The 26,807-nt window shown below is 62.0% G+C and carries 28 protein-coding genes and 1 tRNA gene; 10 read left to right on the top strand and 19 right to left on the bottom strand.

What is annotated here, in order from left to right:
- Complete coding sequence (locus ACFQ3C_RS12205) at positions 1-888, bottom strand: SPFH domain-containing protein (protein WP_380792103.1); 888 nt, start codon at positions 886-888, stop codon at positions 1-3.
- An 84-nt stretch (positions 889-972) separates the two neighbouring features.
- The gene (locus ACFQ3C_RS12200; protein ID WP_380792101.1) at positions 973-1,401 is read right to left on the bottom strand and encodes an NUDIX hydrolase; all 429 of its coding nucleotides are present in this window, start codon (positions 1,399-1,401) and stop codon (positions 973-975) included.
- Between the two features lie 58 nt (positions 1,402-1,459).
- On the opposite strand from ACFQ3C_RS12200, the gene ACFQ3C_RS12195 reads away from it, so the two are divergent.
- On the top strand, positions 1,460-2,713 hold the full coding sequence (locus ACFQ3C_RS12195; RefSeq protein WP_380792099.1) for a DNA polymerase IV: 1,254 nt from the start codon (positions 1,460-1,462) through the stop codon (positions 2,711-2,713).
- A 6-nt stretch (positions 2,714-2,719) separates the two neighbouring features.
- Here the strand turns inward: ACFQ3C_RS12195 and ACFQ3C_RS12190 are convergent, their stop codons facing one another.
- Positions 2,720-3,580: an N-formylglutamate amidohydrolase gene (locus ACFQ3C_RS12190; RefSeq protein WP_380792097.1), complete on the bottom strand. Its 861-nt coding sequence runs from the start codon at positions 3,578-3,580 to the stop codon at positions 2,720-2,722.
- A 151-nt stretch (positions 3,581-3,731) separates the two neighbouring features.
- Here ACFQ3C_RS12190 and ACFQ3C_RS12185 point away from each other — a divergent pair.
- Positions 3,732-3,806: transfer RNA gene (locus ACFQ3C_RS12185), tRNA-Val, on the top strand.
- 126 nt (positions 3,807-3,932) lie between these two features.
- Complete coding sequence (ykgO, locus tag ACFQ3C_RS12180) at positions 3,933-4,058, top strand: type B 50S ribosomal protein L36 (protein ID WP_008562923.1); 126 nt, start codon at positions 3,933-3,935, stop codon at positions 4,056-4,058.
- An 80-nt stretch (positions 4,059-4,138) separates the two neighbouring features.
- On the opposite strand, the gene ACFQ3C_RS12175 is transcribed toward ykgO, so the two are convergent.
- The 8 genes from ACFQ3C_RS12175 to ACFQ3C_RS12140 all read right to left on the bottom strand — a co-directional run bounded on the left by ACFQ3C_RS12175 (position 4,139) and on the right by ACFQ3C_RS12140 (position 12,881).
- Complete coding sequence (locus tag ACFQ3C_RS12175; RefSeq protein ID WP_380792095.1) at positions 4,139-5,359, bottom strand: phenylacetate--CoA ligase family protein; 1,221 nt, start codon at positions 5,357-5,359, stop codon at positions 4,139-4,141.
- Between the two features lie 47 nt (positions 5,360-5,406).
- Positions 5,407-6,231: an ABC transporter ATP-binding protein gene (locus ACFQ3C_RS12170; protein ID WP_380792093.1), complete on the bottom strand. Its 825-nt coding sequence runs from the start codon at positions 6,229-6,231 to the stop codon at positions 5,407-5,409.
- Positions 6,232-6,353: 122 nt separating this feature from the next.
- Positions 6,354-7,637, bottom strand: coding sequence for an ABC transporter substrate-binding protein (locus ACFQ3C_RS12165; RefSeq protein ID WP_380792091.1), 1,284 nt, complete (start codon positions 7,635-7,637; stop codon positions 6,354-6,356).
- 75 nt (positions 7,638-7,712) lie between these two features.
- Positions 7,713-8,825, bottom strand: coding sequence for a branched-chain amino acid ABC transporter permease (locus ACFQ3C_RS12160; protein WP_380792089.1), 1,113 nt, complete (start codon positions 8,823-8,825; stop codon positions 7,713-7,715).
- 6 nt (positions 8,826-8,831) lie between these two features.
- Positions 8,832-9,050 carry a hypothetical protein gene (locus tag ACFQ3C_RS12155; RefSeq protein WP_380792087.1) on the bottom strand — a complete coding sequence of 73 codons (219 nt, stop codon included), beginning with the start codon at positions 9,048-9,050 and terminating at the stop codon, positions 8,832-8,834.
- 2 nt (positions 9,051-9,052) lie between these two features.
- On the bottom strand, positions 9,053-10,039 hold the full coding sequence (locus ACFQ3C_RS12150; RefSeq protein WP_380792085.1) for a branched-chain amino acid ABC transporter permease: 987 nt from the start codon (positions 10,037-10,039) through the stop codon (positions 9,053-9,055).
- Positions 10,040-10,089: 50 nt separating this feature from the next.
- Complete coding sequence (locus ACFQ3C_RS12145; RefSeq protein ID WP_380792083.1) at positions 10,090-10,911, bottom strand: ABC transporter ATP-binding protein; 822 nt, start codon at positions 10,909-10,911, stop codon at positions 10,090-10,092.
- Entirely contained in the window at positions 10,908-12,881 is a 1,974-nt protein-coding gene (locus ACFQ3C_RS12140) for an AMP-binding protein (RefSeq protein ID WP_380792081.1), read from the bottom strand. The genes ACFQ3C_RS12145 and ACFQ3C_RS12140 overlap by 4 nt, the downstream gene beginning before the upstream one ends.
- A 215-nt stretch (positions 12,882-13,096) precedes the next feature.
- Between ACFQ3C_RS12140 and ACFQ3C_RS12135 the strand changes: the two genes are divergently transcribed.
- Both ACFQ3C_RS12135 and ACFQ3C_RS12130 read left to right on the top strand, forming a co-directional pair.
- Positions 13,097-15,019 carry a PAS-domain containing protein gene (locus ACFQ3C_RS12135; protein WP_380792079.1) on the top strand — a complete coding sequence of 641 codons (1,923 nt, stop codon included), beginning with the start codon at positions 13,097-13,099 and terminating at the stop codon, positions 15,017-15,019.
- Complete coding sequence (locus ACFQ3C_RS12130) at positions 15,016-15,720, top strand: response regulator transcription factor (protein WP_380792077.1); 705 nt, start codon at positions 15,016-15,018, stop codon at positions 15,718-15,720. Before ACFQ3C_RS12135 ends, ACFQ3C_RS12130 begins: the two co-directional genes overlap by 4 nt.
- Before the next feature lie 14 nt (positions 15,721-15,734).
- Here ACFQ3C_RS12130 and ACFQ3C_RS12125 read toward each other — a convergent pair whose 3' ends face one another.
- On the bottom strand, positions 15,735-16,940 hold the full coding sequence (locus ACFQ3C_RS12125) for a hydantoinase/carbamoylase family amidase (protein WP_380792075.1): 1,206 nt from the start codon (positions 16,938-16,940) through the stop codon (positions 15,735-15,737).
- A gap of 131 nt (positions 16,941-17,071) precedes the next feature.
- Between ACFQ3C_RS12125 and ACFQ3C_RS12120 the strand changes: the two genes are divergently transcribed.
- The 4 genes from ACFQ3C_RS12120 to ACFQ3C_RS12105 are packed head-to-tail and all read left to right on the top strand — an operon-like array spanning position 17,072 to position 20,256.
- Positions 17,072-17,731, top strand: coding sequence for a histidine phosphatase family protein (locus tag ACFQ3C_RS12120; protein ID WP_380792073.1), 660 nt, complete (start codon positions 17,072-17,074; stop codon positions 17,729-17,731).
- A gap of 56 nt (positions 17,732-17,787) precedes the next feature.
- Complete coding sequence (locus ACFQ3C_RS12115) at positions 17,788-18,843, top strand: saccharopine dehydrogenase (RefSeq protein WP_380792071.1); 1,056 nt, start codon at positions 17,788-17,790, stop codon at positions 18,841-18,843.
- 1 nt (position 18,844) lies between these two features.
- Positions 18,845-19,096 carry a SemiSWEET transporter gene (locus ACFQ3C_RS12110; RefSeq protein WP_380792069.1) on the top strand — a complete coding sequence of 84 codons (252 nt, stop codon included), beginning with the start codon at positions 18,845-18,847 and terminating at the stop codon, positions 19,094-19,096.
- Between the two features lie 14 nt (positions 19,097-19,110).
- Positions 19,111-20,256: a saccharopine dehydrogenase family protein gene (locus tag ACFQ3C_RS12105; protein WP_380792067.1), complete on the top strand. Its 1,146-nt coding sequence runs from the start codon at positions 19,111-19,113 to the stop codon at positions 20,254-20,256.
- A gap of 117 nt (positions 20,257-20,373) precedes the next feature.
- Here ACFQ3C_RS12105 and ACFQ3C_RS12100 read toward each other — a convergent pair whose 3' ends face one another.
- The 7 genes from ACFQ3C_RS12100 to ACFQ3C_RS12070 all read right to left on the bottom strand — a co-directional run bounded on the left by ACFQ3C_RS12100 (position 20,374) and on the right by ACFQ3C_RS12070 (position 26,019).
- Positions 20,374-20,682, bottom strand: a complete 309-nt coding sequence (locus ACFQ3C_RS12100; RefSeq protein WP_380792065.1) for a hypothetical protein — start codon at positions 20,680-20,682, stop codon at positions 20,374-20,376.
- A gap of 364 nt (positions 20,683-21,046) precedes the next feature.
- Positions 21,047-21,373, bottom strand: a complete 327-nt coding sequence (locus tag ACFQ3C_RS12095) for a DUF3775 domain-containing protein (protein WP_380792063.1) — start codon at positions 21,371-21,373, stop codon at positions 21,047-21,049.
- A gap of 68 nt (positions 21,374-21,441) precedes the next feature.
- The gene (locus tag ACFQ3C_RS12090) at positions 21,442-22,176 is read right to left on the bottom strand and encodes an SDR family NAD(P)-dependent oxidoreductase (RefSeq protein ID WP_380792061.1); all 735 of its coding nucleotides are present in this window, start codon (positions 22,174-22,176) and stop codon (positions 21,442-21,444) included.
- Positions 22,173-22,739, bottom strand: coding sequence for a DUF3833 family protein (locus ACFQ3C_RS12085; RefSeq protein ID WP_380792059.1), 567 nt, complete (start codon positions 22,737-22,739; stop codon positions 22,173-22,175). The genes ACFQ3C_RS12090 and ACFQ3C_RS12085 overlap by 4 nt, the downstream gene beginning before the upstream one ends.
- Positions 22,740-23,951 (bottom strand): MFS transporter, encoded by a 1,212-nt coding sequence (locus ACFQ3C_RS12080; RefSeq protein WP_380792143.1) that lies wholly within the window; start codon positions 23,949-23,951, stop codon positions 22,740-22,742.
- A 17-nt stretch (positions 23,952-23,968) separates the two neighbouring features.
- Complete coding sequence (locus ACFQ3C_RS12075; protein ID WP_380792057.1) at positions 23,969-24,724, bottom strand: DUF1365 domain-containing protein; 756 nt, start codon at positions 24,722-24,724, stop codon at positions 23,969-23,971.
- Complete coding sequence (locus ACFQ3C_RS12070) at positions 24,721-26,019, bottom strand: NAD(P)/FAD-dependent oxidoreductase (RefSeq protein WP_380792055.1); 1,299 nt, start codon at positions 26,017-26,019, stop codon at positions 24,721-24,723. The genes ACFQ3C_RS12075 and ACFQ3C_RS12070 overlap by 4 nt, the downstream gene beginning before the upstream one ends.
- Positions 26,020-26,258: 239 nt before the next feature.
- Between ACFQ3C_RS12070 and ACFQ3C_RS12065 the strand changes: the two genes are divergently transcribed.
- On the top strand, positions 26,259-26,804 hold the full coding sequence (locus tag ACFQ3C_RS12065; protein ID WP_380792053.1) for a sigma-70 family RNA polymerase sigma factor: 546 nt from the start codon (positions 26,259-26,261) through the stop codon (positions 26,802-26,804).
- Positions 26,805-26,807: the final 3 nt, after the last annotated feature.

Below are 26,807 nucleotides of genomic sequence, written 5' to 3'. Positions count from 1 at the left end.
TCAGCCTTTCCCCTTCAGCAGACCAAAGGCGTTGCCAAAGGCCTCAAGCGCGGCGGCGGGCAGCAGGATCGTCTGCTTGCCATCACCGGTCGCAACCGCTTGCAACGCCTCGACCTGTTTCAGCGCAACCTGATATTGCGCGGCCTCAAGCCCGTTTTCCTTGATCGCCGCCGCGACCACGCCGGTCGCATAGGCTTCGGCATCCGCTTCCACCCGGCGGGCCTTGGCCATCTGCTCGGCGGCGTAAAGATCGGCATCGGCGGCCAGTTCCACCGCGCGCTTGCGCCCCTCGGCCTCGGTCACCTGGGCGCGGCGGGCGCGTTCGGCGTTCAACTGCTGCAGCATGGCCGACCGCGTGGCCGCATCAAGGTTCACATCCAGGATTTCCGCCCGCGTGACTTCGATCCCCCAGTCATCGACCATGGCTACGACCTGCTCGCGGATCTTGGTGATCAGATCCGCACGGTTCGATTGCACCTGGTCCAGTTCGATCTTGCCGATTTCGGATCGGACGATCCCCGCCACGGTCGTTGCAATCGCCCCGTCCACGTCGCGAATGCGGTAAACCGTCTTTTCCGGCTCGGTAATGCGATAGAAGACCGAGGTTTCGACCTTCACCAGCACGTTGTCCGACGTGATCGCGTCCTGTTCGGCATTGGGAAGCTGTCGCTCCAGCACCGAAATGCGATGTGCCACGACATCAAGGAACGGGATGATGAAATTGATCCCTGGCCCCAGCACGGTACGCAGACGACCAAAGCGTTCGACCACATGCTTTTCAGACTGCGGCACGATCTTGACCGCCTTGTAGAGCGTCACGATCACCAGAACGGCAATCGCCAGTGAAACGGCATTTCCTCCGAATAGATCCGTGAGATTATCGTTCATTCAAATACACTCCTTTATGCACTGCGGAAGATAGCCTGATGTCCGGCACAAGGGAATCGGCGAATTACATGCGCTTGCAGGTCGTCAGGGCGATGACAGGTAAAGGCGAAGCCTGTCCTGGAAATGCGGGATCGCCAACGGGTCGGCCAGGTAGGCGGCGGGTGTCATCAGGCGCCAGCCCTGCCCTTCATTGCCAAACACGACATCATGCGCCCGCGCCTTTGGGAGATGCGCGGCAAAGAACCAGACAGGCCCCGCACGGCCGATGAACCTTTGCCCCCAGCGCAGATAACGTGGGGCGATCGTCAGGCCCAGCTCCTCGCGGGTTTCGCGCAGGACACAGTCTTGCGGGGATTCGCTGCCTTCGCGCGCCCCTGCTGGCAGGTCCAGATGGCCGGGCCAGGGAATGTCGGGGGTGTTGTCGCGCAGGATGATTGCAAGGTGGTCGCCCAGAAACAGGGCCAGCTTGGCCCCCGCGAATCCTTGCCCCGCGATATCGGTTTCCTGCGTCATCCCCCTCATATATGCTGAATGCCAGCCTTGCCGATACCATGTGCCCGGATTTTCCCCGATGCCCAGCCTGTGCCGCGACTGCCTGACCCGCTTCGACGCAGCCGCCCGCTGTCCGTCCTGCGGGCGGCCGCGCATTGTCAGCCATCCTGAGCTGGACAGCCTGACCATCGCGCATATGGATTGCGATGCCTTCTATGCCTCGGTCGAAAAGCGCGACAACCCGGCGCTTGTGGACAAGCCGGTGATCATCGGCGGCGGGCGGCGCGGGGTGGTGTCAACGGCCTGCTATATCGCCCGGATCAAGGGTGTGCGCTCGGCCATGCCGATGTTCCAGGCCCTCAAGCTGTGCCCCGAGGCGGTTGTGATCAAGCCGCGCATGCAGGCCTATGTCGACGCCTCGCGCGCCATCCGCGCCATGATGGAGGAGTTGACGCCCGCCATCGAGCCGCTGTCGCTGGACGAGGCTTTTCTGGATCTGACCGGCACCGCGCGCCTGCATGGCGCGCCAGCGGCGGTGATGCTGGCGCGGCTGGTGCGGCGGATGAAGACTGAACTGGGCCTGACGGGGTCGGTCGGACTAAGCCACAACAAGTTCCTGGCCAAGATCGCATCCGACCTGAACAAGCCGCATGGGTTTTCCGTCATCGGACGTGCGGATACCGCGGCTTTCCTGCGTGGCAAGCCAGTCAGGATGATCTGGGGCGTCGGCCAGGCCACACAGACCGCATTGGAACAGGCGGGCATTCGCAGTTTCGACGACCTGTTGCGCTGGGAGGCGCGCGACCTGACCGCGCGTTTCGGCAGCATGGGCGACAGGCTGTGGCATCTGGCGCGCGGACTGGACACGCGGCGCGTCTCGCGCGACAGCCCGATGAAATCCATCTCGAACGAGACGACATTTTCGGAAGACACATCCGACCCGGACATTCTTGACGGACATATCTGGCGGCTGGCCGAAAAGGTGGCCGACCGGGCCAAGGCCAAGGCGCTGGCGGGCCGGGTTGTGACACTGAAACTCAAGCGCGCTGATCACCGGATCCTGACCCGGCGCCACGCGATGCGCGATGCAACGCAACTGGCGGACAAGCTGTACCGTGAGGCGCGGGCGCTTTTCGACCAAGGGCAAAACGCAGGCCCCTACCGATTGATCGGCGTGGGCCTGTCGGACCTTGTGCCCGAAAATGCGGCCGATCTGTCCCATGATCTGCTGGACCCGCAAGCCGCGGCCCGTCAGCGGGCCGAACGGGCGACGGATGCGATCAGGGCGCGATTCGGCGAGGATGCCATTCTCAAGGGGCGCGCCCTCAGGTAGGCGCGATCACTCCGCCGCCAGCCGTTGATTACGCAGACCAATATCAACGATGCGGCCGATCACGCTGGTCAGGGTTTTCTGGAAATTGACGAAATTGCCATTGGGGCGGATCAGCTGCTCGTTCATGTAAAGCGCACGGTCCACTTCGATCTGCACCACGTGCTGATTACGGGCCGGGCGTCCGTAATGCTGTGTCGTGTAGGCGCCGGCAAATGGCGCATTGCGCGCCACTACCAGACCAGTGCCCTGAAACGCGGCCTCGATCCGGTCCACGACCCATGATGACGCCGATGCACCGAACCTGTCACCCAACACAACGTCCGGCCGTCGCGCACCCGAGCGCGCAATACCGTCCATCGCCTCATGCGGCATTGAATGGCAGTCGATCAGGATTGCTTCGCCGAACTGCCCATGCGCCTCGTCCAGCAGCCGTTGCAGCATGGCATGATAGGGGCGCCAGTATTGCGTGATCCGGCCTTGCACCTCATCAAGCTGCAATTTGCCACGGTAGATCGCCCGCCCACCGGCCACGACGCGGGGAACGACTCCAAGCCCGGATGCGATGCGCGGATTATGCGTCAGGCCGCGCACACCGTCGATCAGGGCGGGGTCCAGTTCATCCGCGCTGCGGTTCAGGTCGATGAAGGCGCGCGGCGCGCCTGCCAGAAGCAAGGGCGCCCCCAGACCAGGCGCCGCCTCATAGAGCCTGTCGACAAAGGCATCCTCCGATGTGCGGATCGAATGTTCGTCCAGCACCGTGCGGCGCAGAAAGCTCCAGGGGTAGTCGCGGCCACTATGGGGTGAGGCAAAGATCACGCTGGTGCGTGTTTCTTCCGGCCGGAACAGATGATAGGCTACCGATGGCATATGTCGTCCTCGCTATAAACCTATCATAGCGCGATAAATCGCTTTGCCAAAAGCCCTTGATCCTGCTTCCGACTCCTTTTATAGACCACGAACCGGCGCGGAATCCCGCGCCCCTCTTCGTTTCAGAGGGCAGGCTTCCGTCCGGTATCATGGGTGATTAGCTCAGTGGTAGAGCACTTCGTTGACATCGAAGGGGTCACAAGTTCGAACCTTGTATCGCCCACCATGATTTCTCCATTCCGGTAACGGGATGTTTCTCTGGCCCCTTCGGGGGCCATTTCACCGTCCCGGACAACCGGGGCATGGCTACCACAAGGCGCAAGGCCCGCGCCGCGACTGATAGGAGAGGACCATGAAGGTCAAGAACTCGCTCCGCTCGCTCAAGAACCGGCATCGCGACTGCCGTGTCGTGCGCCGCAAAGGCCGCGTCTACGTGATCAACAAGACGCAGCGTCGGTTCAAAGCCCGCCAGGGCTGATCGATACGCGATCGCTACATGAAAAGACCGCCTCTCGGGGCGGTCTTTTTTATTTTGTCCAATGCCGGTTGCGTCGGGGATCAATCGTAGACGCGCTGATCCTCGATCACCTTGCCATCATTGGGCAGGCTGCCAGGGCTGAGAAGTTCGATCTTGCCCTTCAGCTTCAGCACTTCGGCCACCGTGCTGGCATAGGCATCCGGGTTGCCGCCCGCGGATTCGATCTGCACGGTCATCACGTCCATCTCGCCCTCGCGACTGGCGATAACGCGGGCGCGGCTGATCTCGGCGTGTTTCGCGACAAGCTGCGCCACCTGTTCGGGGCGCACGAACATGCCCTTGATCTTGGTGGTCTGGTCGGCGCGCCCCATCCAGCCCTTGATCCGCATATTGGTGCGGCCGCAGGGGCTGACCCCTTCCATCACCGCGCTCAGATCGCCGGTTGCAAAGCGGATCAGCGGATAATCGGGGTTGAGCGTGGTCACAACGACTTCACCGACCTGACCGGGCGCCACCGGATCACCGGTGCCGGGGGTCACGATCTCGACGATCACGCCCTCATCCACGATCATGCCTTCCTGCGCTTCGCTTTCATAAGCGATGTTGCCAAGATCAGCCGTGGCATAGCATTGCAGGCACAGGATCCCGCGATCGGCATATTCCTTGCGTAGCGAGGGGAACAGCGCCCCGCCGCCCACGGCGGCGCGCGTGATGCCCAGGCGCACACCCATCTCGTCGGCCTTGTCGAGGATCACCTTCAGGTAATCCGGCGTTCCGGCATAGGCGGTGACACCAACATCCCGGCTTGCGGTGACCTGCAATTCGGTCTGGCCGGTGCCTGCGGGCAGCACCGCCGCCCCCACGGCCCGCGCGCCGGATTCAAAGATCATGCCAGCCGGGGTCAGGTGGTATCCAAAGCAGTTCTGCACGATATCGCCGCGCCCGATGCCACAGGCATTCAGGAAACGGCCCATGCGCCACCAGTCATGTTCGGTTCCGCCCGGTTCATAGATCGGACCGGGAGACTGGAAGATATGGGCAAATCCATGCGCGGGCCGTGTCGTCAGCCCGCCGAACGGGCCGGCCGCCCCCTGCGCGCGGCCAAGGTCCGATTTTCGCAGCACGGGCAGGCTGGCCAAGGCCGCGACGGTGGTGATGCTGGCAGGGTTCACGCCATCCAGCGCACCGGCATATCCCGGCAAGGCCTTCGCGCGTGCGATCTGGTCAGGCAGGGCTTTCGCAAGGGAAGCAGCACGCTGATCGGCACTGCGGGTTTCAAGTTCATCAAAAAAGCGGGTCATGGCAGACCTTTCGCATTACCGAGCAGAAAAAAGTGGCCTGGGTCTGGTCAGCTCAGCCAGCGTTTGCGACGACGATAGGACCGCACATCGCGAAACGATTTGCGGCCTTCTTCCGACACACCAAGATAGAATTCCTTGACGTCCGGGTTCTCGCGCAGATCGGCGGCGGGGCCGTCCATGACGACGCGGCCGGATTCAAGGATGTATCCATAATGCGCGAAACGCAGGGCAACGTTCGTGTTCTGCTCTGCCAGAAGGAAGGTGTTGCCCTCTTTCTCGTTGAGGTTCTTCACGATGGTGAAGATTTCTTCGACCAACTGCGGCGCAAGTCCCATGCTGGGTTCGTCCAGCAGGATCGTCTCGGGCCGGCTCATCAGCGCGCGGCCGATGGCCACCATCTGCTGCTCTCCACCCGAGGTATAACCCGCCTGGCTTTTGCGGCGCTCTTTCAGCCGCGGGAAATAGTTGTAGACCATCTGAAGGTCAGCCTCGATGGCGCCCTTGCCGTCCTTGCGCGTGTAGGCGCCGGTCAGCAGGTTTTCCTCGACGGTCAGATGTTCGAAACAGTGCCGGCCCTCCATCACCTGGATGACGCCCTTCTGCACCAGGTCGTTCGGGCTCAGGTCCTGGACCCGCTCGCCGCGATACAGGATGTTGCCCTTGGTCACTTCACCGCGTTCCGAGTGCAAAAGGTTTGAAATCGCCTTGAGCGTGGTTGTCTTGCCTGCGCCATTGCCCCCAAGAAGCGCGGTAATCCCGCCCTTGGGCACCTTGAGCGACACGCCCTTGAGAACGAGGATCACGTGGTTGTAGATCACCTCGATGTTGTTGACCTCAAGAAGGTTTTCTTCGGTCCGGCCTGCGTCCAGCATGTCTCACGCTCCGTTAAGGTTAACGCGCCCGTCATTCGGGAGGGGCAACGTCCAGTCTTCTTCTTGCTTCAAATATCCGAAATGCGCGGGCAGCCACCGGGGCTGCCCGCAGCGGGTCTGGATCAGTTGCAACCCGGCGTGATACCGGCTTCAGCCGCATAGGCCGCCGCATCTTCCGCGATCAGCGGGTTCAGGACGTCCTGATCCGACTGCTGGAAGTCCGAGATCATGTTCCAGGACTTGGACGCATAATCCCACTGCACCACGGCCACCAGGCCGTCACCACCATGGTTCTGGCAGCTGACCTTGAAGGACGGACCAAAACCCGGCAGACCCAGTTCGGTCATTTTGGCTTCGGTGATTTCAAGGTTCTCCATCCCGTCGCGCATCTGCGCGGGGGTCAGAGCCGTGGTGTTATGGATCGCCTGCGCCGTCTTGGCCGCCTCGGCTGCCAGCATCGCCGCATAGAGACCGCGGTTATACAGGGCAGTACCGATCTGGTCGCCAGCGCCAGCGGCCTTTCCCTTGTCCACGACATGCGTCTTGATGTCGTCGAACAGCGGGTAGCTTGCGCCAGTCGCATGGAAGGTCAGCGCCTTGTAGCCGTTCGCGCCGTCACCTGCGGGCAGAACGTCGTTCTCGGAACCCGACCACCAGATGCCGATGAAGTTTTCCATCGGATAGCGGATGTTCACGGCTTCCTGGATCGCGACCTGGTTCATGACGCCCCAGCCCCACATCAGGACATAATCAGGCTTGTCACGACGGATTTGCAGCCACTGCGACTTCTGCTCCTGACCGGGGTGATCGACCGGCAGCAGCGTCAGCTCGTAGCCGTGCTTCTTGGCCAGTTCTTCCAGTGTGCGGATCGGTTCCTTGCCATAGGCGGAGTTGTGATAGACAAGTGCGACCTTCTTGCCGCTGATGTCGCCGCCGTTGATATCCAGCAGGTGCTTGATGCCGACAGATGCGCCATCCCAGTAGTTGGCGGGATAGTTGAAGACGTTGCGGAACACTTCGCCATTCTTGGCAGAGGTCCGGCCATAACCCATCGAATGCACCGGGATGCCGTCAGCGGTTGCCTTGGGGATCAGCTGATAGGTGATGCCTGTGGACAGGGGCTGATAGACCAGCGCGCCCGAACCCTTGGTCGATTCGTAGCATTCCACACCTTTTTCGGTGTTGTAGCCGGTTTCGCACTCGATCAGGTTGACCGGCTCGCCGCCGATGCCGCCGTCACGCTCGTTAAGCAGGGTAAAGTAATCCTGATACCCGTCCGCGAAGGGAATCCCGTTCGCCGCATAGGGTCCGGTCCGATAGCTGAGCGCCGTGAAAGTCAGCTCTGCCATCGCAGGTGCTGCCGCCACGATGGCTGCGGTCACCGCTGTAATCAGTTTCAGTTTCATCGGGGTATCCTCCCTTGGTTTTTCCGATGGTGATGTCCGGAGGCAAGCCTCCGAAAAAGTTGCCTTGCCCCCGCCCTAGTGCGGGAAGGGCCAAAGCCGCAATTTTTCCTTGGTCACGCGCCAGAGCTGCGCAAGCCCGTGCGGTTCAGCGATCAGGAAGATGATGATCAGTGCGCCGACGATCATGAACTCAAGATGCGCTGCAAGGTCGGTGGGCCAGCCCAGCGTGCCCACCAGGGTATTCTTCAGAAACACCGGCAGCAGCACCAGAAAGGCCGCCCCGGCGAAGGAGCCGAAGATCGACCCCAGACCGCCAATGATGACCATGAACAGGACCAGGAACGATTTCTGGATCCCGAAGGCTTCGCCAACTTCGACAGCGCCCAGGTAGACCGCAAAGAACAGCGCGCCCGAGATGCCGACGAAGAAGGACGACACGGCGAAAGCGGTCAGCTTGGCCTTCAAGGGGTCCACGCCGATGATTTCGGCCGCGATGTCCATGTCGCGGATCGCCATCCATCTGCGCCCCACGGCCCCCCGGGTCAGGTTGCGCGCGATGATCGCGCTGAACGCCACGAACACCAGGCAGAACAGGTACATGGCCCAGGCATCGGCGTTCGGCCCCGTGATCGCGACCCCGGCAATACCATGTTCGGGCGCCGAAATCTGGCCCGAAGCCGAGTAGTTGTAGAACCACGACACGCGGTTGAAGACCCAGACCAGGAAGAACTGCGCCGCCAGCGTGGCCACGGCCAGGTAGAAACCCTTGATCCGCAGGCTGGGCAGGCCAAACAGGACCCCCACCAGCGCGGTCGTCAGCCCGCCCAGGATCACGCTGAAGAAGATGTTGAATTCGGGCAGCCGGAACAGCAGCTCACCGCCCCACCAGATGTCCACGCCGGTCATGAACTTGTAGCAGGCATAGGCCCCCACCGCCATGAAGCCGCCGGTGCCCAGCGACACCTGCCCGCAATAGCCGATCAGGATGTTCAGACCGATGGCCGCGATCGAATAGATCAGGAACGGCATGAAGACCGCGTTGACCCAGTAATCATTGATCACGAAGGGGATGATCGCAAAGGCTATGAACAGCACCGCGTAGTAGCGGTAGCGGTCGAACTTGATCGGGAAGGTCTGGTTGTCATCCACATAGGATGTCTTGAAATCGCCTGCCTCACGGTAGAACATCTGCCCTTACCCCTCTTCGCGGATTTTCGTCATGTGGCGCACACCCGGCGTCCCATGCGAGAGTTTCAGATAGGCGACCACGCCGGTGACAAAGCCCAGACCGGCCAGAAGGCTGGCGATCGTGATCTGCTGCTGCGTCAAGTCGCTGGCGGTCAGCGCCAGGTAGCCAAAGGCCCAGAAACCGGACCAGGCGATCACATTGATGATGGCGATCAGCTTTTTCATGATCACACCCTCTCGATGATCTTCTCACCGAACAGGCCCTGCGGGCGGAACACCAGGAAGATCAGCGCGAGCACATAGGCGAACCAGTTCTCGGTCGCGCCACCCATCATGCCGCCCAGCGTGAACTCGAACAGTTTCTCGCCGACACCGATGATCAGCCCGCCGACAATGGCGCCGGGGATCGAGGTGAAGCCGCCCAGCATCAGCACCGGCAGCGCCTTGAGCGCGATCAGCGACAGCGAGAACTGCACACCCGATTTCGCACCCCACATGATACCGGCAACCAGCGCCACGAAGCCTGCGATCGACCAGACCAGGATCCAGATGTAATTCAGCGAAATCCCGACCGACAGCGCGGCCTGGTGGTCGTCCGCCACGGCGCGCAGCGCGCGGCCCTGTTTGGAATACTGGCTGTAAAGCGTCAGGACGATCACCAGGATCACGGCAACCACGGCAGCCACGATATCAAGGTTGTCGATGAAGAAACCGTATCCGAACAGGTTGAACGTCACCTCGTCGATGGTTTCGTTGATGCCCTGCGGCAGACCGACATCCAGTTTCTTGATGTCGCCGCCCCACATCATGTCGCTGAGACCTTCAAGGAAATAGGCAAGGCCAATCGTCGCCATGAACAGGATGATCGGTTCCTGGTTGACCAGATGCTTGAAGACGAAACGGTTCACGGCCCAGGCCAGGAAGATCATCACACCCATCGTGAGCAGGATCGCGAGGATCGCGGGCACGTGCCAGCCGAAATGGTGGATATCGGTGCCAAGGACCGCATTGATCAGGTGGCTGAAGGGCACGTCGCCATTCATGATGCCCACCAGCGTCGCCGCCGAGAACAGCGCCATGACCCCCTGGGCATAGTTGAAGATACCGCTGGCCTTGTAGATCAGGACGAACCCAAGGGCGACCAGCGCATAGAGAACGCCTGCCATCAGGCCATTCAACGTCACCTCGATGGCATAGAGAAGTTGGTCAGGCATGCGGTGCACTCCCTGCGAAACTGTGGAAAGGACGGCTTGCGAACACTGGCTCAGTCATGGGCGACACCCAGATACGCGTCGATCACCGCCTGGTTGCGACGAACCTCGTCGGGCGTGCCGTCGCCGATCTTCTTGCCGTAATCCATCACGACCACACGGTCGGACAGATCCATCACCACGCCCATGTCATGTTCGATCAGCGCGATCGTGGTGCCGAATTCGTCGTTCACATCCAGGATGAAGCGGCTCATGTCCTCTTTTTCCTCGACGTTCATGCCGGCCATCGGTTCGTCAAGCAGCAGCAGTTTCGGCTCGGCTGCCAGGGCGCGGGCCAGCTCGACACGCTTTTTCAGACCGTAGGGCAAGCGGGCCACGGGTGTCTTGCGGATCGCCTGGATCTCGAGAAAGTCGATGATCTTTTCCACGACTTCGCGGTTCTCGACCTCTTCGCGCTCGGCCTTGCCCCTCCAGATGGCCTGTTCCAGCATGCCTGACTTCATATGGGTCAGACGGCCGGTCATCACGTTGTCCAGAACGCTCATGCCTTCGAAAAGGGCGATGTTCTGGAAGGTGCGTGCGATGCCTTGCTCGGCCACCTGATAGGGCTTCATCGGCGGGCGTTTGGTACCGCGGAACCAGACTTCGCCTTCCTGCGGGACATAGAAACCTGAAATCACGTTCAGCATCGAGGATTTGCCCGCGCCGTTCGGCCCGATGATCGCCCGGATCTCGCCCTCGCGGATGTCAAAGCTGATGTCGGTGATGGCCTTCACACCGCCGAAACGCAGCGTGATGTTCTTCATCTCCATCAGCACGCCGCCGATCTTGCGACCGTCGGCCGTGGTGTAGCCTTCTGTGCTCATCTGGTTCATTCTGCCGCCATCTTCTGCGTCGTGACCGGCTGCACCTTGGCGTCCCGGATCTCGAGCGTTGCACTGATGTATCCCTTGCGCCCGTCCTCATAGGTCACTTCCGTGCGGGTGCTGACCTTGTCGGAGCCGTCATAAAGCGCGGTGATCAGGTCGTGGAACTTGTCCTCGACGATGCGGCGGCGGACCTTGCGGGTGCGCGTCATCTCTCCGTCATCGGCGTCCAGTTCCTTGTGCAGGATCAGGAATCGATGGATCTGGCAGCCCGACAGCATCGGGTCTTCCGCGATCGACCGGTTCACCTCTTCGACATGGGCCTGCACCTGGGCCAGCACCTTGGGATGCCCGGCCAGTTCCTGATAGGAGGAATAGGCGATGTTGTTGCGCTCGGCCCAGTTGCCCACCGCGCTGAGGTCGATGTTGATGAACGCCATGCAGCGGTCACGGCCATTGCCGAAGACTACCGCCTCGAGGATGTTGGGATAGAACTTCAGCTTGTTCTCGACATATTTGGGCGCGAACAGGCTGCCATCGGCCATCTTGCCCACATCCTTGGCGCGGTCGATGATCCGCAGATGACCCGAGCCTTCCTCGATGAAGCCCGCGTCGCCGGTGGCGACCCAGCCTTCGGGATCCTTGGTATCGGCGGTGCTTTCGGGGTTCTTGTAGTAGCATTCGAACACACCGGGGCTGCGGTAATAGACCTCGCCGTTGTCGCCGATCTTCAACTCGACGCCGGGGGCCGGCACGCCGACCGTATCGGAACGCACCTCGCCATCGGGCTGCATGGTGATGAACACCGTGGCTTCGGTCTGGCCGTAGAGCTGCTTGAGGTTGATGCCAAGGCTTCGATAAAAGTCGAAGATCTCGGGGCCGATCGCCTCACCGGCGGTATATCCGATGCGGACGTTGCTGAAACCAAGGGTGTTCTTCAGCGGCCCGTAGACGAAAAGATCGCCCAGCTTGTACTTCAAGCGGTCCATGAAGCCCACTGGCTTGCCGTCCAGAATGGCCGGGCCAACCTTGCGCGCATGCGCCATGAAGGTGTCGAACAGCCATTTCTTCATCCGGCTGGCATCCTCCATCCGGATCATGACGTTGGTCAGCTGCGTCTCGAAGACGCGAGGCGGTGCGAAATAATAGGTCGGCCCGATCTCGCGCAGATCGGTGACCATGGTTTCGGGGCTTTCGGGGCAGTTGACACAGAAGCCCGCCCAATAGGCCTGACCGACCGAAAAGATGAAGTCACCCACCCAGGCCATCGGCAGGTAGGCCAGGATTTCCTCATCCGGGCCCAGCTTGTCGAACTCGGATGAGTTATGCGCGCTTTCGATGATGTTGCGGTTGCTCAGCACCACGCCCTTGGGCTTGCCCGTCGTGCCCGAGGTGTAAAGCATCACGCAGGTCGAGGACATGTCCAGCTTGGCACGGCGGCGCTCAAGCTCGGGCGTGAATTCATCACGCGCGGCGTGCCCCTGTTCCTGCACATGGCGGAATTCGTGAAGGCGGGAATGGTCGTATTTCCGCAGCCCACGCGGATCAAGGTAGATCATGTGTTCGAACTGATGCAGGCGGTCCTGGATCTCGATCACCTTGTCGACCTGTTCCTGATCCTCGACGATGATGAAGCGGGCGCCGCAATGGTCCAGCACATAGGCCATCTCTTCTGCCGCGGAATCCTGATACAGCGGCACGGGCACCGCGCCCACGGACTGCGCCGCGACCATCGACCAGTAAAGCTGCGGGCGATTGCTGCCGATGATGGCGATGAAATCGCCTTCGTTGACGCCAAGGTTGATCAGCCCAAGGGCGAAGTTGTCCACTTCGCGCTGAACATCCTTCCACGTCCAGCTTTGCCAGATGCCGAATTCCTTTTCACGGTAGGCGGGCTTGTCCGCGAACCGCTGGGCGTTGCGCTGCAACAGCGCCGGTATGGACGCAAGTCCACCGGTCGCCTGTGACGACTGTGCCAAATCTTTTCCTCCCTTGCGCCCGTTCTCCCTCCGGGCCGGTGACCACCTTGAGCGGCGATTCTTTACCGATCTTCGATGGTGCATCTGCTAGGCTCTACGTCAACTTTTTCCTGAAGATTTCCCAATTGTTACGAATTGTAACAAGATCGCACCCGGATCGGGCACTAGGCGCGCGCGCCTTGCGGTGCTAGCCATACCCGACCAGAGGAATGACAATGAATACCGCACCGCTCGACACCGCCGCGATGACAATGGCCGGGTTGAACCTGATCCAGCAGGCGCTGTCGATCTATGACAGCGACTTGCGGCTTGTGATCTGCAACCGTCCTTTCCGCGAGATGTTCGACCTGCCGGCCGCGCTGACCACACCCGGTGCGCGTTTCGAGGATACGATCCGCTTCCTGGCGCAACGCGGCGAATACGGGCCGGTCGATGATCTTGATGAGGCCGTGCGCGTGCGTGTCGAACAGGCCCGCGCATTCGAGCCGCACTACATGGAACGGTTGCGTCCGGATGGGCGCAGCATCAGCGTCGAAGGCTCACCGCTGCCGCAGGGGGGGTGGGTTACCGTCTATACCGACATCACCCGCGTCAAACGGCAAGAAGCCCTGCTGCGCGCCAGGTCCGAGGAGTTGAGCGACAAGGTGCTGGCCTATGCCGAGGAGTTGAGCGCCACGAACCGCAAACTGGAAGCGACCGTGACCGCGCTGGAAGAGGCCAAGCGCCAGTTGACCGAAACCGAGGCCCGCACCCGGCTGACGACCGAGATGATGCCCGCCCATATCTCGCATGTGGGGCGCGACCGCTGCTATACCTTCTCGAACCGCAAGCTGGGCGTGGTGATGCCGGGAAGGCCCGCGAACATCCTGGGCCTGCCGATCCGCAAGGCCCTTGGCGAATCAGCCCATGCCGCGATCGAACCGCATCTGAATGCCGCGTTTTTCGGAACCGCATCGGTTTTCGAATTCAACGATGAAGACAGCTCCCGCCGGATTCGCGCGGCTTTCACACCGGACCGCGCGCCGGACGGTCAGATCAACGGGGTCTATATCCTGTCGATGGACGTGACCGAGGAAAGCCAGGCCCGCAGCGCCCTGCAACAGACGCGGCGGCGCGAAATGGCAGCGCAGCTGACCAGCGGCATGGCACATGACTTCTCGAACCTGCTGACAATCATCCTTGGCAGCCAATCGCGCCTGCAGCGGATGGATCTGTCGACAGATGCGCGCGATCTGGTGACCGCAACGCTTTCGGCGGCCCATCGCGGCGGTGCGCTGCTGAACCGGATCGCCGATATCACCGGCGCCCGCGAATGGAACCCCACGGCAGCTGACCTGCGTGCCGCGCTGTCCGACCTTGAAACACTGGCGGCCCCCGCCTTGCCGCCCGGCATCGCGCTGACGATCTCCAACACCATCCCGCATGATGCGTTGATGCTGGATACCGGCATGTTGCAGGATTCCCTGCTGAACCTGATCCTGAATGCGCGCGACGCTTGCGGAACGTCAGGCAGGATCCATCTGGATGTGAGCCCGGTACAAGACACCTGGGCAGAGTTCACCGTGACAGACACCGGTCCCGGATTTTCAGAGGCCGCACTGGAACATGCCCTGGAGCCGTTTTTCACGACCAAGGGTGGCGAGGGCACGGGGCTGGGCCTTGCCATGGTTTATGACATGGTCAAGCTTGCAGGTGGCCGGGTCCTGATCGGCAATACCGATCGCGGCGGCAAGGTCAGTCTGCGTCTGCCGCTGCGACCGGCCGCGCTGCCGCTTGTGCCGGGTCTCGTGCTTCTGGTCGAAGACAGCCCAGACCTGCGCATCGGCATCCGCGAGATGCTGCGCGACCAGGGCCACGCGGTCATCGAAGCCGCCAGCGTCAATGAGGCGCTTGCCCTGCTGGATCAGCTGCCGGATATCGCGCTGATCCTGTCCGACATCACCCTTGAGGGGGATGAAACCGGCCTTGACCTGCTGGACCGGCTGCCCGCAGGCCATCCACCCTGCCGTCTGATGACATCCTTGCCGCGGGACCACCCTTACCACAAGAGCGCCGTCGACCGAGTGCCCGTGCTGATGAAACCCTTTACCGCAAGCGGCCTGTCGGCATTCCTGCAAAGCGGAGGCACGACGACATGAGCGCACCACTGGTCACGATCCTTGATGACGAACCGGCCATCCGGAACATGCTGGCCCATGCCCTGACCGAGGCCGGTTTCCGCACGATGAGCTTTGGCCGCGCCACCGAATTCGAAGCCGCGCTGAAAACGGCAACGCCCGATATCTGCCTTGTGGACCTGTCTTTGCCGGATCGCGACGGTCTGACACTGGTGCATCGCCTGGCGCTGGAACAGGGGGCCGTGGTCATCATCATCTCGGGCAGGGCGCAGGTGCAGGACCGGGTGACCGGGCTGGAACTGGGGGCGGATGACTACATCATCAAACCCTTCGATCCCGCCGAGGTGGTCGCCCGCATCCGTGCCCGCCTGCGGCGCGGCCAGCCCGTCACGCAAACCGGCCAGACCGCGCTTTTCAATGGCTGGACAGCCCATTTCGACCGCTACGCGCTGGAAGACGAAAACGGCGCTGAAACCCCGTTTTCCCATGCCGAAGGCGAGGTACTGCGCCTGTTTCTGGAACGCCCCAAACGCCTGATCTCGCGCGCAATGATGCAGGAGATATTGGGCGGGGCCGCGGGCGAGAGTTTCGACCGGGCGATGGATGTCCGCATATCGCGGCTACGCACGAAACTGCGCGAAGATCCCAAGAACCCGCGCCTGATCAAGACCATCTACGGCGCAGGCTACATCTTTCTGGGCGATGTCGCCTGGACCGGGTAGGTCGTCAGGGTGGTTCACCGCGCAGCGGCAAGGGCGGGCAGCGCATCGGCCATGACATGAAGCCCGGTCAGAAGATCGGCTTCGTACGTATCCTCGCCAAAGGCATGACTGATCCCGCCGATCGAGGGCACGAACATCATCGCGGCAGGCATCAGGGCGGCCACGTTGGTGGCGTCATGCAGGGCGCCTGATTGCATCTCGCGCCAGCGGCCGGGCACGCGGATTTCGGCGGATTGGCCCAGCGCGGCGCGGAAGGCAGGATGCATCACGACAGGTTCCAGCCCCAACATGTCCGAGAAAGACAGGTTCATGCCATGGGCGGCGGCGATTTCGGCCAGGGTGTCGCGGATGACATCTTCCATCCGCTTCAGGCGCGTGGTGTCGCCGTCGCGCCATTGCATCGAGAACTCGACGCGCCCCGGCACGATGGAATGGGCGCCGGGATGCAGGCTGACATGGCCGATGGTCCAGACCGACTGCGGTGTCACGATGTTGCGGAGCCGGTCGTTCAAGGCCGTGTTGAAGGCCGACAGCGCCTGAAACGCGTCGCGGCGGCGGTGCATGGGCGTGGTGCCTGCGTGGTTCTGCTCCCCCTCCATGGTGATGGTCATGTCCCTTATGCCGACAATATCCGTCACGACACCGATCACCTGTCCTGCCTCGTGCAACCATGGTCCCTGCTCGATGTGGCATTCCACGAAGCCGGTGAAGCGTGCGGGATCAATCGGATCACCGGCCAGATGCGCCATGGCGGCGCGGGCTTCGGCAAAGCTGACGCCCGCACTGTCGGTGAGGGTATCGGCACGGGCCAGCGGCAACTGGCCCGACCAGATCGCGCTGCCCGTGGTAACGCCAAAGCGCCCTTCCTCGTCCTGGAAATTGGCCACTGAAACGGCGGGGCCACCTGCCTCTTGCGCGGCGCGGGCGATTTCCAGCGCCATGACCACGCCCAGCGCCCCGTCCAGCCAACCGCCCTCGGGCTGGCTGTCGCTATGCGACCCCATCAGAAGCGAGCGCCCCGGCGCGAGGCCGAACAGGTTGCCCACGGCGTCGAAGCGCGGCTCCAACCCCGCATCCGACATGCGCGCGGCCAGCCATTCACGGGCTGCCACATCGGCCTTTGAATAGGCCGGGCGCACCACGCCCTTGCCCACGCCAGATGCACCAAACTGCCGCAGATCATGCAGATCCTTGAGAAACCTTTCGCCGTTCACCCGCATTCCCTTGCCCTTTCCTGTCTGCTGGCTGCTACACAATCTTCATCCGCCGGGTATGTCCAGACGCCGCCTTGCGGGTTGTCTTGCCCCGCGCGCTGACCTAGGTCTGCAACGCAAGCAATCGGAGACGTCCCATGTCGCAGATCACCCTTGTCCGGCACGGGCAGGCCCAGACCGGGGCGCGGGACGAACACGGCTATGACAGCCTGAGCCCGCTTGGCCATCAGCAGGCCGCCTGGCTGGGCGAACATCTGCGGGACACGCGCGAACAGATTACCCGCGTCTATTGCGGCACGCTCATACGTCACGTGGAAACGGCCTCGGCGATGGGCGCGGGCCAGTATGCCGAGATCGTGCAGGATGCGCGGCTGAACGAGATGGAGTTCTTCACCCTGGCCCATCTTTACGGACAGCAGCACGGTGTTCATCTGCCGAACACGCGCGAGGGGTTCGTCAGCTACATGCCCCGGCTTCTGACCGCCTGGCAATCCGGCGAGATCGACAGCCCGCCCGAAAGTTTTGCGGATTTTCACGCCCGCGTCCAGGATGCGATCAGCGACATTTCGGGCGGACGTGGTCCGGCGCTTGTGGTCACCTCAGGCGGTCTGATCGGGATGGTTCTGCGCCAGACCATGGGGTTGGACACCCCTGCCTTCGCCCGCGCCTGCATCGCGATCATGAACACGTCGGTCCACCGTCTGCACCGGTTGGGGGAACATATGGCTCTGACCCAGTTCAATGCGGTGCCGCATCTGGACCGGCCAGATCGCCAACACGCGCAAACGCATCTTTAAGCCGCCCTTGCGCTTGGCTATGCTTCGCGCGACACGTCCACCGAAAGAGTTGAACCATGACACATCTGTGGGTCCGCGCCGAACAGCGCGCCAATGAAGAGCGGGTCGGCCTGACCCCCGATGGCTGCGCCGCGTTGATCAAGGCGGGCCTTCGCGTGACGGTCGAGGATAGCGACGTGCGCGCCATTCCGATCGACGGCTACCGCGCGGCGGGCGCCGTGATCGCGGCGCAGAACAGCTGGCCCGAGGCCCCTGCCGATGCGATCATCTTCGGCCTGAAAGAACTGCCCGAAGACGGCACAGCCCTGCCACATCGTCACATCATGTTCGGCCATGCCTTCAAGGGCCAACCGGCAGGCCAGGAGTTGCTCAAGCGGTTCAAGGCTGGCGGCGGGACGCTGTATGATCTGGAATACCTGGTCGATGAGAATGGCCGCCGTGTCGCGGCCTTCGGGTATTGGGCGGGATTCGCTGGGGCGGCGGTTTCGCTGAAATGCTGGCTGGCGCAGCAACGGGGCGAGATCTGCGGCCCCGTTGGCGTCTATGCGGGACGCGACGCGCTGGTGGCCGACCTGACCGCCGAGATGCGCGGCATCGACACCGGCAGACCCCGCGCCATCGTCATCGGGGCCTTGGGGCGCGTGGGCACCGGGGCATCGGATCTGTGCGAAGCGATGGGCATGCAGGTCACCCGCTGGGACATGGCCGAAACCGCCAGCGGCGGGCCGTTTCCGCAAATCATGCAGCATGAGATCTTCCTGAACTGTATCCTGGCGCGGCCCGGTACGCCTGTTTTCGTGCCTGCAACGGCCCCGACAGACCCGCGCAAATTGACGGTAATCGGCGACATCGCCTGTGATCCGACCAGTGATTTCTCGCCCATCAAGGTCTATGACCGCACCACCACATGGGCCGAACCCGCGTTGCGGGTGCACGATGCCCCCCCGCTGGATGTGACCGCGATCGACAACCTGCCGTCCATGCTGCCGGTCGAAAGCTCGCAGGATTACGCAGCGCAGCTGCTGCCGACGCTTCTTGAACTGAACCACCTTGAAACCGGCGTCTGGGGGCGTGCGAAAGACACGTTCCTGACCCATCTGGCGAAGGTTTGACATGACGCCACTCTACATCGGCTACGCAGCCGCCATACTGGGTACGATCTGCTGGATCCCCCAGGCATTGCAGGTCTGGCGCACCCGCGACACCCGCAGCCTGTCGCTTGTCGCGCAGGTCCTGTTCCTGGTCACGGTCTCGCTTTGGCTGGCTTACGGGATCATGATCGTCGACTGGCCGTTGATCCTGGCCAATATCGTGTCCGTCACGGCGATGATCGCCATCGTCACGGCCAAACTGAAATTCAAGTAAGGAAAGGAAAGCCCATGACCATCCACTGGTGCGGCACCGGCCTGTCGGCCATCCCCGGCCTGCGTCGCCTGATCGAGGCGGGGCATGAGGTTACCGTCTGGAATCGTTCCGCCGACAAGGCGCGCAAGGCGGTGGGCGATCTGACCGACCGGATCAAGGCCTTCGATATCGAGGCTTTGGGCGCCGGTCTGGCCAAGGGTGATGTCATGGTGTCGATGCTGCCCGCCGACTGGCATGTGCCGCTGGCGAAGCTGTGCCTTGAGAAGGGCGCGCATTTCGTGTCGTCGTCCTACATCGCGCCGGAAATGCGCGCGCTGGATGATGCGTTCCGCGACAAGGGCCTGTGTTCTGTCAACGAGGTGGGGCTTGATCCGGGCATCGACCATCTGATGGCGCATCATCTGGTTGCTGAATACCGCGCGTCGGATGCATATGACCCGACGAATGCAATTTCGTTCCTGTCCTATTGCGGCGGCGTGCCCAAGATCGCCAACGCGTTCCGCTACAAGTTCAGCTGGTCACCGCTGGGTGTGCTGAAGGCGCTGCGCTCGCCCTCGCGGTCGATTCGCAACTTCTCGGAGTTGCGGGTGGATCGTCCGTGGAACGCGCTGAGCAGCTATGACGCCCCCTTGCCGACGCCTGAGACGTTCGAGGTCTATCCGAACCGCGATTCGATCCCCTTCATGGAGGATTACCGTTTCGATCCCGCATGGCCGGTGCGCGACTTCGTGCGCGGCACCCTGCGCCTGAACGGCTGGTCCGATGCCTGGGCCGATATCTTTGCCGAGATCGAGACGCTGTCCGGCCCTGAGGGCGATGCACGGCTGAAGGACATGTCCGATCAGTTCTGGTCGGAAAACGCCTATGACGAAGGCGAGCCGGACCGCGTGGTTCTTTGCGTGGAATTGAAGGCCGAAAAGGATGGCAAGACCGTCTGGCACAAATCCTATGTGATGGATGCCTGGGGCGATGCGCGCGGCACGGCAATGGCGCGGCTGGTGTCTGTGCCTGTATCCCTGGCGGTCGAGGCCGTTCTGGCCCGCGAAATACCGGCCGGTGTCACCGCGGCACCATCGGATCCGCGACTGGTATCGCGCTGGATGGCCGAGATCGACAAGCTCGCGCAGCATCTGCAGATCGTGGACCGCGCCGCCGCCTGATCCAGACCCGCACCGCGACAACATAAAACCCCGCCCAGGATGACCTGGACGGGGTTTTTTTGAACAACAGGGCGCTGTTCATTGACGCAGGGGGAGGAGGCCCTGCGTCAGGGGGGCTTAGCGCGGTGCGAAAGTCACGGCGCTGTTGTTGGCCGGTGCGTTGAAGCTGTAGACGGTCACTTGGCCGTTCTCTGCAATCGCCAGATCGCGGGGCTCCAGGATCAGGCCGGCGTCGACCATCCGCTCGGTCCCTGCGGTCGCAGAGATCATGTCGCTGCCGGAAATGCCACGGTCACGTTCGAAGACGATGACGCTGGCGGCTTCGGTGCGGGTGCCCAGGGTGTCGTTGCTGGATACCATGTCGCCTGCATAGGCAACGGTTCCAAAGGTAGCGGCGGCGATTGCGGTCATGATGATGCGGTTCATTGTGTAACTCCGTTTGTTTCGGTTACGATCGTTTTTGATCTGAACCCAATATGACGTCACATCATCGCACATTCAAAACACGCCTGCTCAAGGGAATGTGTGACCGCGCCATCTTGAAAGCTGAAACTTTTTCGAAAGGGTGAAAATCCAGATTTTTCTGTTTTAAATACATATGGTTATGGAATTTCTTCCAAAGACGGACTGAAATGTTGCTAACGGCTCACGCGAATGGCACCAGAATGAGAGGCATTTCGTGAAGCCCGAAAACAGCCTGACTTGAGGTCAGTTCCCGAAATGCCGCACTCGCTTGGTGCATGAACGCACAGATCCGGCAACATTCGACCAAATCAGGCTTTGGAAGCGTCTAACCGCCTCGAATCAAATCATCTTCTTCGTCGATGGCTGACAGGCCAAGCGCATCCAGACCGTTTTCAAGATGATCGGACAGATGGGGCGTGCCCAGCAGGTAATCGGCGGTGGGGGTTGTCGCCTCCTGGGCGGCTGTCCGGATCGCCTCTTCCAGCTCTTCCGGTTCGAAAGAGCCGCGCCCGATCCACATCAGGGCCACGAGGCTGGTCTGCTCTTCCTCGCTCAGCCTGTCGATGAAGGCGCGCAACTCGCCTTCCGCGCGGTTCAACTCGCGGGACATCAGAACGATCTGGGCAATCTTGTTGACTGAAATCTCCAGCATGGCAGGGGTCCTCCTGGTGGCACTATGCCAGACAGTGGTGATCCCTCCAAACGGAAGCGTCCTTGATCTCAGGCAAACAGGCGGTAATACATCCAGTCCGGCATGAACTGGGACAGACGGAACAGCCAGCTGAACACCGTGGGAAAGCTGCGCTTGAAGCGGCCCTGATCGTTCATCAGCTCGAACATGTCCTGCGCCGCCTGATCCGGTTCCATCAGGAAAGGCATGCGAAAGTCGTTCTTGTCGGTCAGGCGGGTGCGGATGAAGCCGGGGTTGGCCACCTGAACCCGCACACCGGTCTTGTGAAGATCGGCATAGAGGCTTTCGGCAAGGGACATCGTGCCCGCCTTGGACGCCGCGTAGCCGATCGCGCCGGGCAGGCCGCGAAACCCGGACAGCGAGCCGGTGATCACGATATGGCCCGCGTCACGTGCGACCATCTGCGGGATCACGGCACCCACCGCGCGCACGGCGCCGGTAAAGTTGATGTCGGCCATCGCCTCGGCCTGATCGGCATTCCAGTCTTGCGCCTTCATCGGCCAGTAGACCCCGGCCAGGTAAACCATCCCGTCGATCTGCCCCACCTGCGCGGCCGCTTTTTCGACGCTGACGCGGTCGCCGACATCGACAGGCACGAACGATGCCTTGCCCGGCAGTTCAGCCACCAAAGCCTTGAGGCGATCCTCGTTACGGGCAGAGACGATCACCTCGACTCCGGCCCGGCTCAGCTTGTGGGCCAGGGCAGCACCCAGACCCTCGCTTGCGCCGATCAGCCAGTACCTCTTGCCTTGCCAGTTCATCATGCCGCGTCCACCTTGCGCATTGTCGCGACCAGTTCGGCCACGGGAATCCCGAATTTGCGGAATTGGCTGCGGTTCATCACCGTGCCATTGGGGGCAAGATACATCCAGTCCACCGTGTCCAGAACATGCCCGCCGGAATCCTGCGGCAGGCGAATACGATATTTCAGCTGCACCGCAGACCCCGACATCCGGCCGCTGCCCGGCTCCACCAGATCGTCGGCATCGGCCTTGATCTGACCGTCATTGCCGATTTCCAGACGCCATTCGCGGTCTTGCGTGGCGCCGCTGTCATAGATGAAATGCTCGCGCATCACGCCACGGTTTCCATCCCAACGCGCCTCGAACTTGCCCACAAACCGCGAGGTCACGCGGCCCAGCGGGCCATAGATCACGCCCTCGCACAGGATCGGCCCGTTCAGATGCTCGCGCAGATCAAACTGGGGCGCACCCTTTTCATAGTCCTGCGGGGTCTGGGAGGTGAATGACCAGAACCTTGCCTTGGCCCATAGCGGGCCAAGAACCAGAACCATCCCGAGAAGCGTGAAGAGAAGATAATCCGCCATCTAGTCCTCTTTCCAGTTGGTTGTGGCCAGCAGGCCAATGGCAAGCAGTTTCAGAAGGCACGGCACCAGCCCGTAGGCCAGGCTGAGCGCCAGAAGCGCATCGTCTGTATTCTCGACCCCGGCACGAAATCCGGCGGCCTCCAAGGCGGGCAGCAGGGCAACGGCGGCAAAGGCCAGCGACAGTTTCGACACGAAGGACCACAGGCCGAACGCGCCGGAAGCGCCAGGTGCAATCCGCGCCATGCGCGCCGCGAAGATCGCGGGCAAAAGCGTCATGTCCGCGCCCAGCGCCGCGCCCGACGCGATGCATATCACCGCGAAGGCCAGGGTGTCGCCGGCACCCAGGGTCAGGGCAAAGGCGAAGGCCGCAATCGACAGGATCATGCCCGCGACAAGAACCCGTTTGGGGCCGTAAACCTCGGCCGCCTTTCCCCAGAACGGGGTGGCAACAGCCGCCGACAGGAAGAACAGCAACAGGAAGGGACCTTCCCACCCGGGGGCGGCAAGCCTGCTTTCGACAAAGAACAGGAACAGGGTCGAGCTGACGGCCACGGGCGCTGCGTTGACCAGCGCGATCAGCAAAAGCCGCCGCGCCACCGGATCGCGCAGCACGGGCGCCATGCCTGCTTCGGGTATTGTCAGCTGGCCGCCCCATTCGTGCCGCATCAGCCAGACAGCGCCAAGCCCCAGAAGGGCAAAGCCAAGGGCAAAGCCTTCGAAACCGCCCAGAACCACAGGCGCCACTGCGGCAACGCAGACCCCAAGAAGGGCGCCTGTTTCACGCCACCGGGCAAGCCTTATATGACCCGTGGCCCCCATCGTCCCGGCGGTTTGCACGCCCTGGGCATAAAAACAGATGGTCAGGAAACTGAAGGCCGAGAATACACCCGCCAGCATCAAGGCGAACCAGATCAAGGGCGCGACGGGTGGAGCGACGGCAAAAAGGCCCAGCATGGATGCAACCATCAGGGCGACACCGCCCGTCACCGCCACTGCGCGCTGATGCCTGAGCGCCCCGGCAAGCCGCGCCAGCAACGGGTCCTGGATCACGTCGAACAGGCGAAGACCGAACAAGACCGCACCCAAAGCCGCCAACGACACGCCATATTCATCCACATACACCTTGGGGGCGTGAATGTAGATCGGCAGCCCGGCTGCGGCCAAGAGGGCCGCAAAAACCCCATAGGCTGGCAGCGCAGGGGCTGCGGGCATCGTGGCGCTCAGGGCTTTCACCTGCTGACCTCTTCGATGGGCGGCTCGGGCCGGGGGCGATAGGCCACGCCCTTCCACCAGAGCTTCAAAGCCTGCCAATGGATCAGGGCCAGAACCCGCCGGGATCCGAACGGACGGCGCAGCGCGCCGCGCAGGATGCCCGCGTTTGTCAAAGGTTTGCGCGCGCCGACAAGCGTGGCGATCACACCGCCATTGCCGCCCGTGTAGTCGATCCAGATGCCGATCCGGTCAGACCGGATGTCAAAGCGAAACTCATACCCGCCCTCGACCGGCTGAAACGGGCTGACATGCATCAGCTTGGTGGCGCGCATCCGGTCATGGGCCGTGATCGGCCCATGATCTTCGCGATGCACCAGATACGAATGGCGATCGCCGAATGTATTCGTGACCTCTGCGATGACCGCGCGCAAGTTCTCATCCGCATCACGGCAGAGCCAGAATGAAACCGGGTTGAACACATGCCCCAGAACGCGCGGCTGGGTCAGCAGTTCGATCCGCGCCGGCGCTTCAAGATCATGCACCGTCAGCACCTCACGCACCCAGGCAGCACCGCGTCCCTGTTTGGGCGGCCCCCCATGGTCGCTGTCCCAAACGGATGTCAGGTTGCCCCGGTTGCGTCCGAAAAGGCTGGGCGCGTCCTGCGGATGTTCCGCATCCAGCAGCAGGTAATCCACCCCGTAGCGAAAGGCGTTATCGACCCCGCCCTTGCGCCCATGCCAGGTGTGACCGGCGATATGGTCTATTCCTGTCACTGCGCCGCCACCAGTGCCACGTTGTTGCGCGACAGCGCCTCGACCACATCGACCGCGCTGGACAGGCCGTCCTCATGGAAACCGTGGCGCATCCACGCCCCGCAGAACCATGTGTTGCGCGTCCCGTTGGTCGCGCGGATCCTGTCCTGCGCGTCCAGTGCGGCCATGTCATAGACAGGGTGGCGCAGTGTCACCTGATCATAGATCAGCTCTTGCCGGATCGGGCGCGTGCTGTTCAGCGTGACGAAATGCGGATCGTCCTGCGGGATCGGCTGGAGCGAATTCATCCAGTAGGTCAGATCGATCTTGTCGGACTGCTTGCCCATGATCTCGGTATAGTTCCAGGATGACCAGACAACCTTGCGCTGCGGCATCACCGCAGGGTCGGCATGCAGCACGATGTCGTTCGGCTGATAGGCGATGGCGCCAAGGTTGGCCTTCTCGTCGGGTGTGGGATCTGCCAGCAGGCGCAGGGTATCGTCGGAATGGGTGGCAAAGATCACCTCGTCAAAGGTTTCCCATTCACCGCCCCTTGCCTTGACCTCGGCGCCCAGATGCAGCCGGCGCACGGCATCGATCGGCGTGCCCAGGCGGAAGGTCACGCCCTGCGCGCGCATCGCGTCACCCAAGCGGCGCACGTATTCGACCGATCCACCCTGCACCGTGAACCATTGGTGCTGCCCCGTGGTGTTCAACAGCGCGTGGTTCTCGAAGAACCGGATCATCGCATGGGCGGGAAAATCCATGATCTGCTCGACAGGCGTGGACCAGATCGCGCCGGACAGGGGCAGAAGATAGTAATCGCGGAACCAGTCGCCGGTGCCAAGCTGCGCCAGGAATTGCCCGGTCGTCAGGCTGCGGTCCTGCGCGATGATCAGCGCCTGCGCGTTGAATTTCAGAATATCGCGCACCATGCCCAGGAATTTGGGGTTCACGATGTTGCGCTTCTGCGCGAACAGCGCTGACAGGCTGGTCAGCGCGTATTCCAGTTGCCCCCCCTTGAGAGAGGCCCCAAAGCTCATGTTCGATTTGACAACCGGCACATCCAGACGATCGAACAGCGCTGCCATGTGCGGGTAGTTGGCATAATTGAACACGATGAAACCGGTATCAACCGGCTGATCGCCGTTCTTGCCCGCCACGATGGTACGGGCATGGCCGCCAAGTCGGGGCTCTGCCTCGAACAGGGTCACGTGATGGGTATCCGCCAGCATATGCGCGGCCCCCATGCCTGAAATCCCTGCTCCGATGACGGCTATTTTTCTTGGGGCGACGCGGCCCGCTTCGAATGGCATGTGGTTCTGACTCCGGTCTTTCTGGATTGGTCTTTGGGGTAGATACGCAGTAAATCGCGTTTTGGATGATTTACAGAAAAATCAGATGCGTGGTGATCCAGTCGCGTCATGCCCCCGTAATCACTTGCATGTTCAACGTCGTTGATCCTTCGGAAGCAAATGTCGCCTCGTCCCCGGCCGCCCTGCGTGCTAGGACAGGGGGCAAGACAGATTTGTCCACGAAGGCGCAGCCGTTGGCCATGAAGACAAAATACGATCCGACCGACTGGATCACCCACATGACCCGCATCAGGGATGATCAGGATCAGACGGCCTTTGCCGAGCTGTTCCAGTATTTCGCCCCGCGGGTTAAGGCATTTCTGATGCGGTCCGGGGCCGACGCAACCCTGGCCGAGGAGTGCACGCAAGAGGTGATGGCGACGCTGTGGCAGAAGGCGCATCTGTTCGATGCATCCCGCGCCTCGGTCGCCACCTGGGTGTTCACGATCGCCCGGAACAGGAAGATCGACGCGCTGCGCAAGCAACGCCGCCCCGAGCCGGAAGATCTGGACTGGGGCCCCGAGGAAGAGCCGGATCAGGCAGACATCCTGAGCCTGCAACAGGAAAGCGAACAACTGGGGCGCGCGATTGCCGCCCTGCCCGCGAAACAAAGGGAACTGATCGAAAAAGCCTATTTCGGCGATTTGTCGCATAGCGAAATCGCAGATCAGACGGGTCTGCCCCTTGGCACGATCAAATCCCGCATCAGATTGGCGTTGGACAGACTGCGCCATGCAATGAAGTGAATA

Origin of the sequence: Seohaeicola saemankumensis (assembly GCF_042678485.1) — a bacterium.
Classification (GTDB): Bacteria; Pseudomonadota; Alphaproteobacteria; order Rhodobacterales; family Rhodobacteraceae; genus Seohaeicola; species Seohaeicola saemankumensis.
Note: the sequence above shows the minus strand (reverse complement) of the source record. Positions and strands in the feature narration are given on the sequence as shown.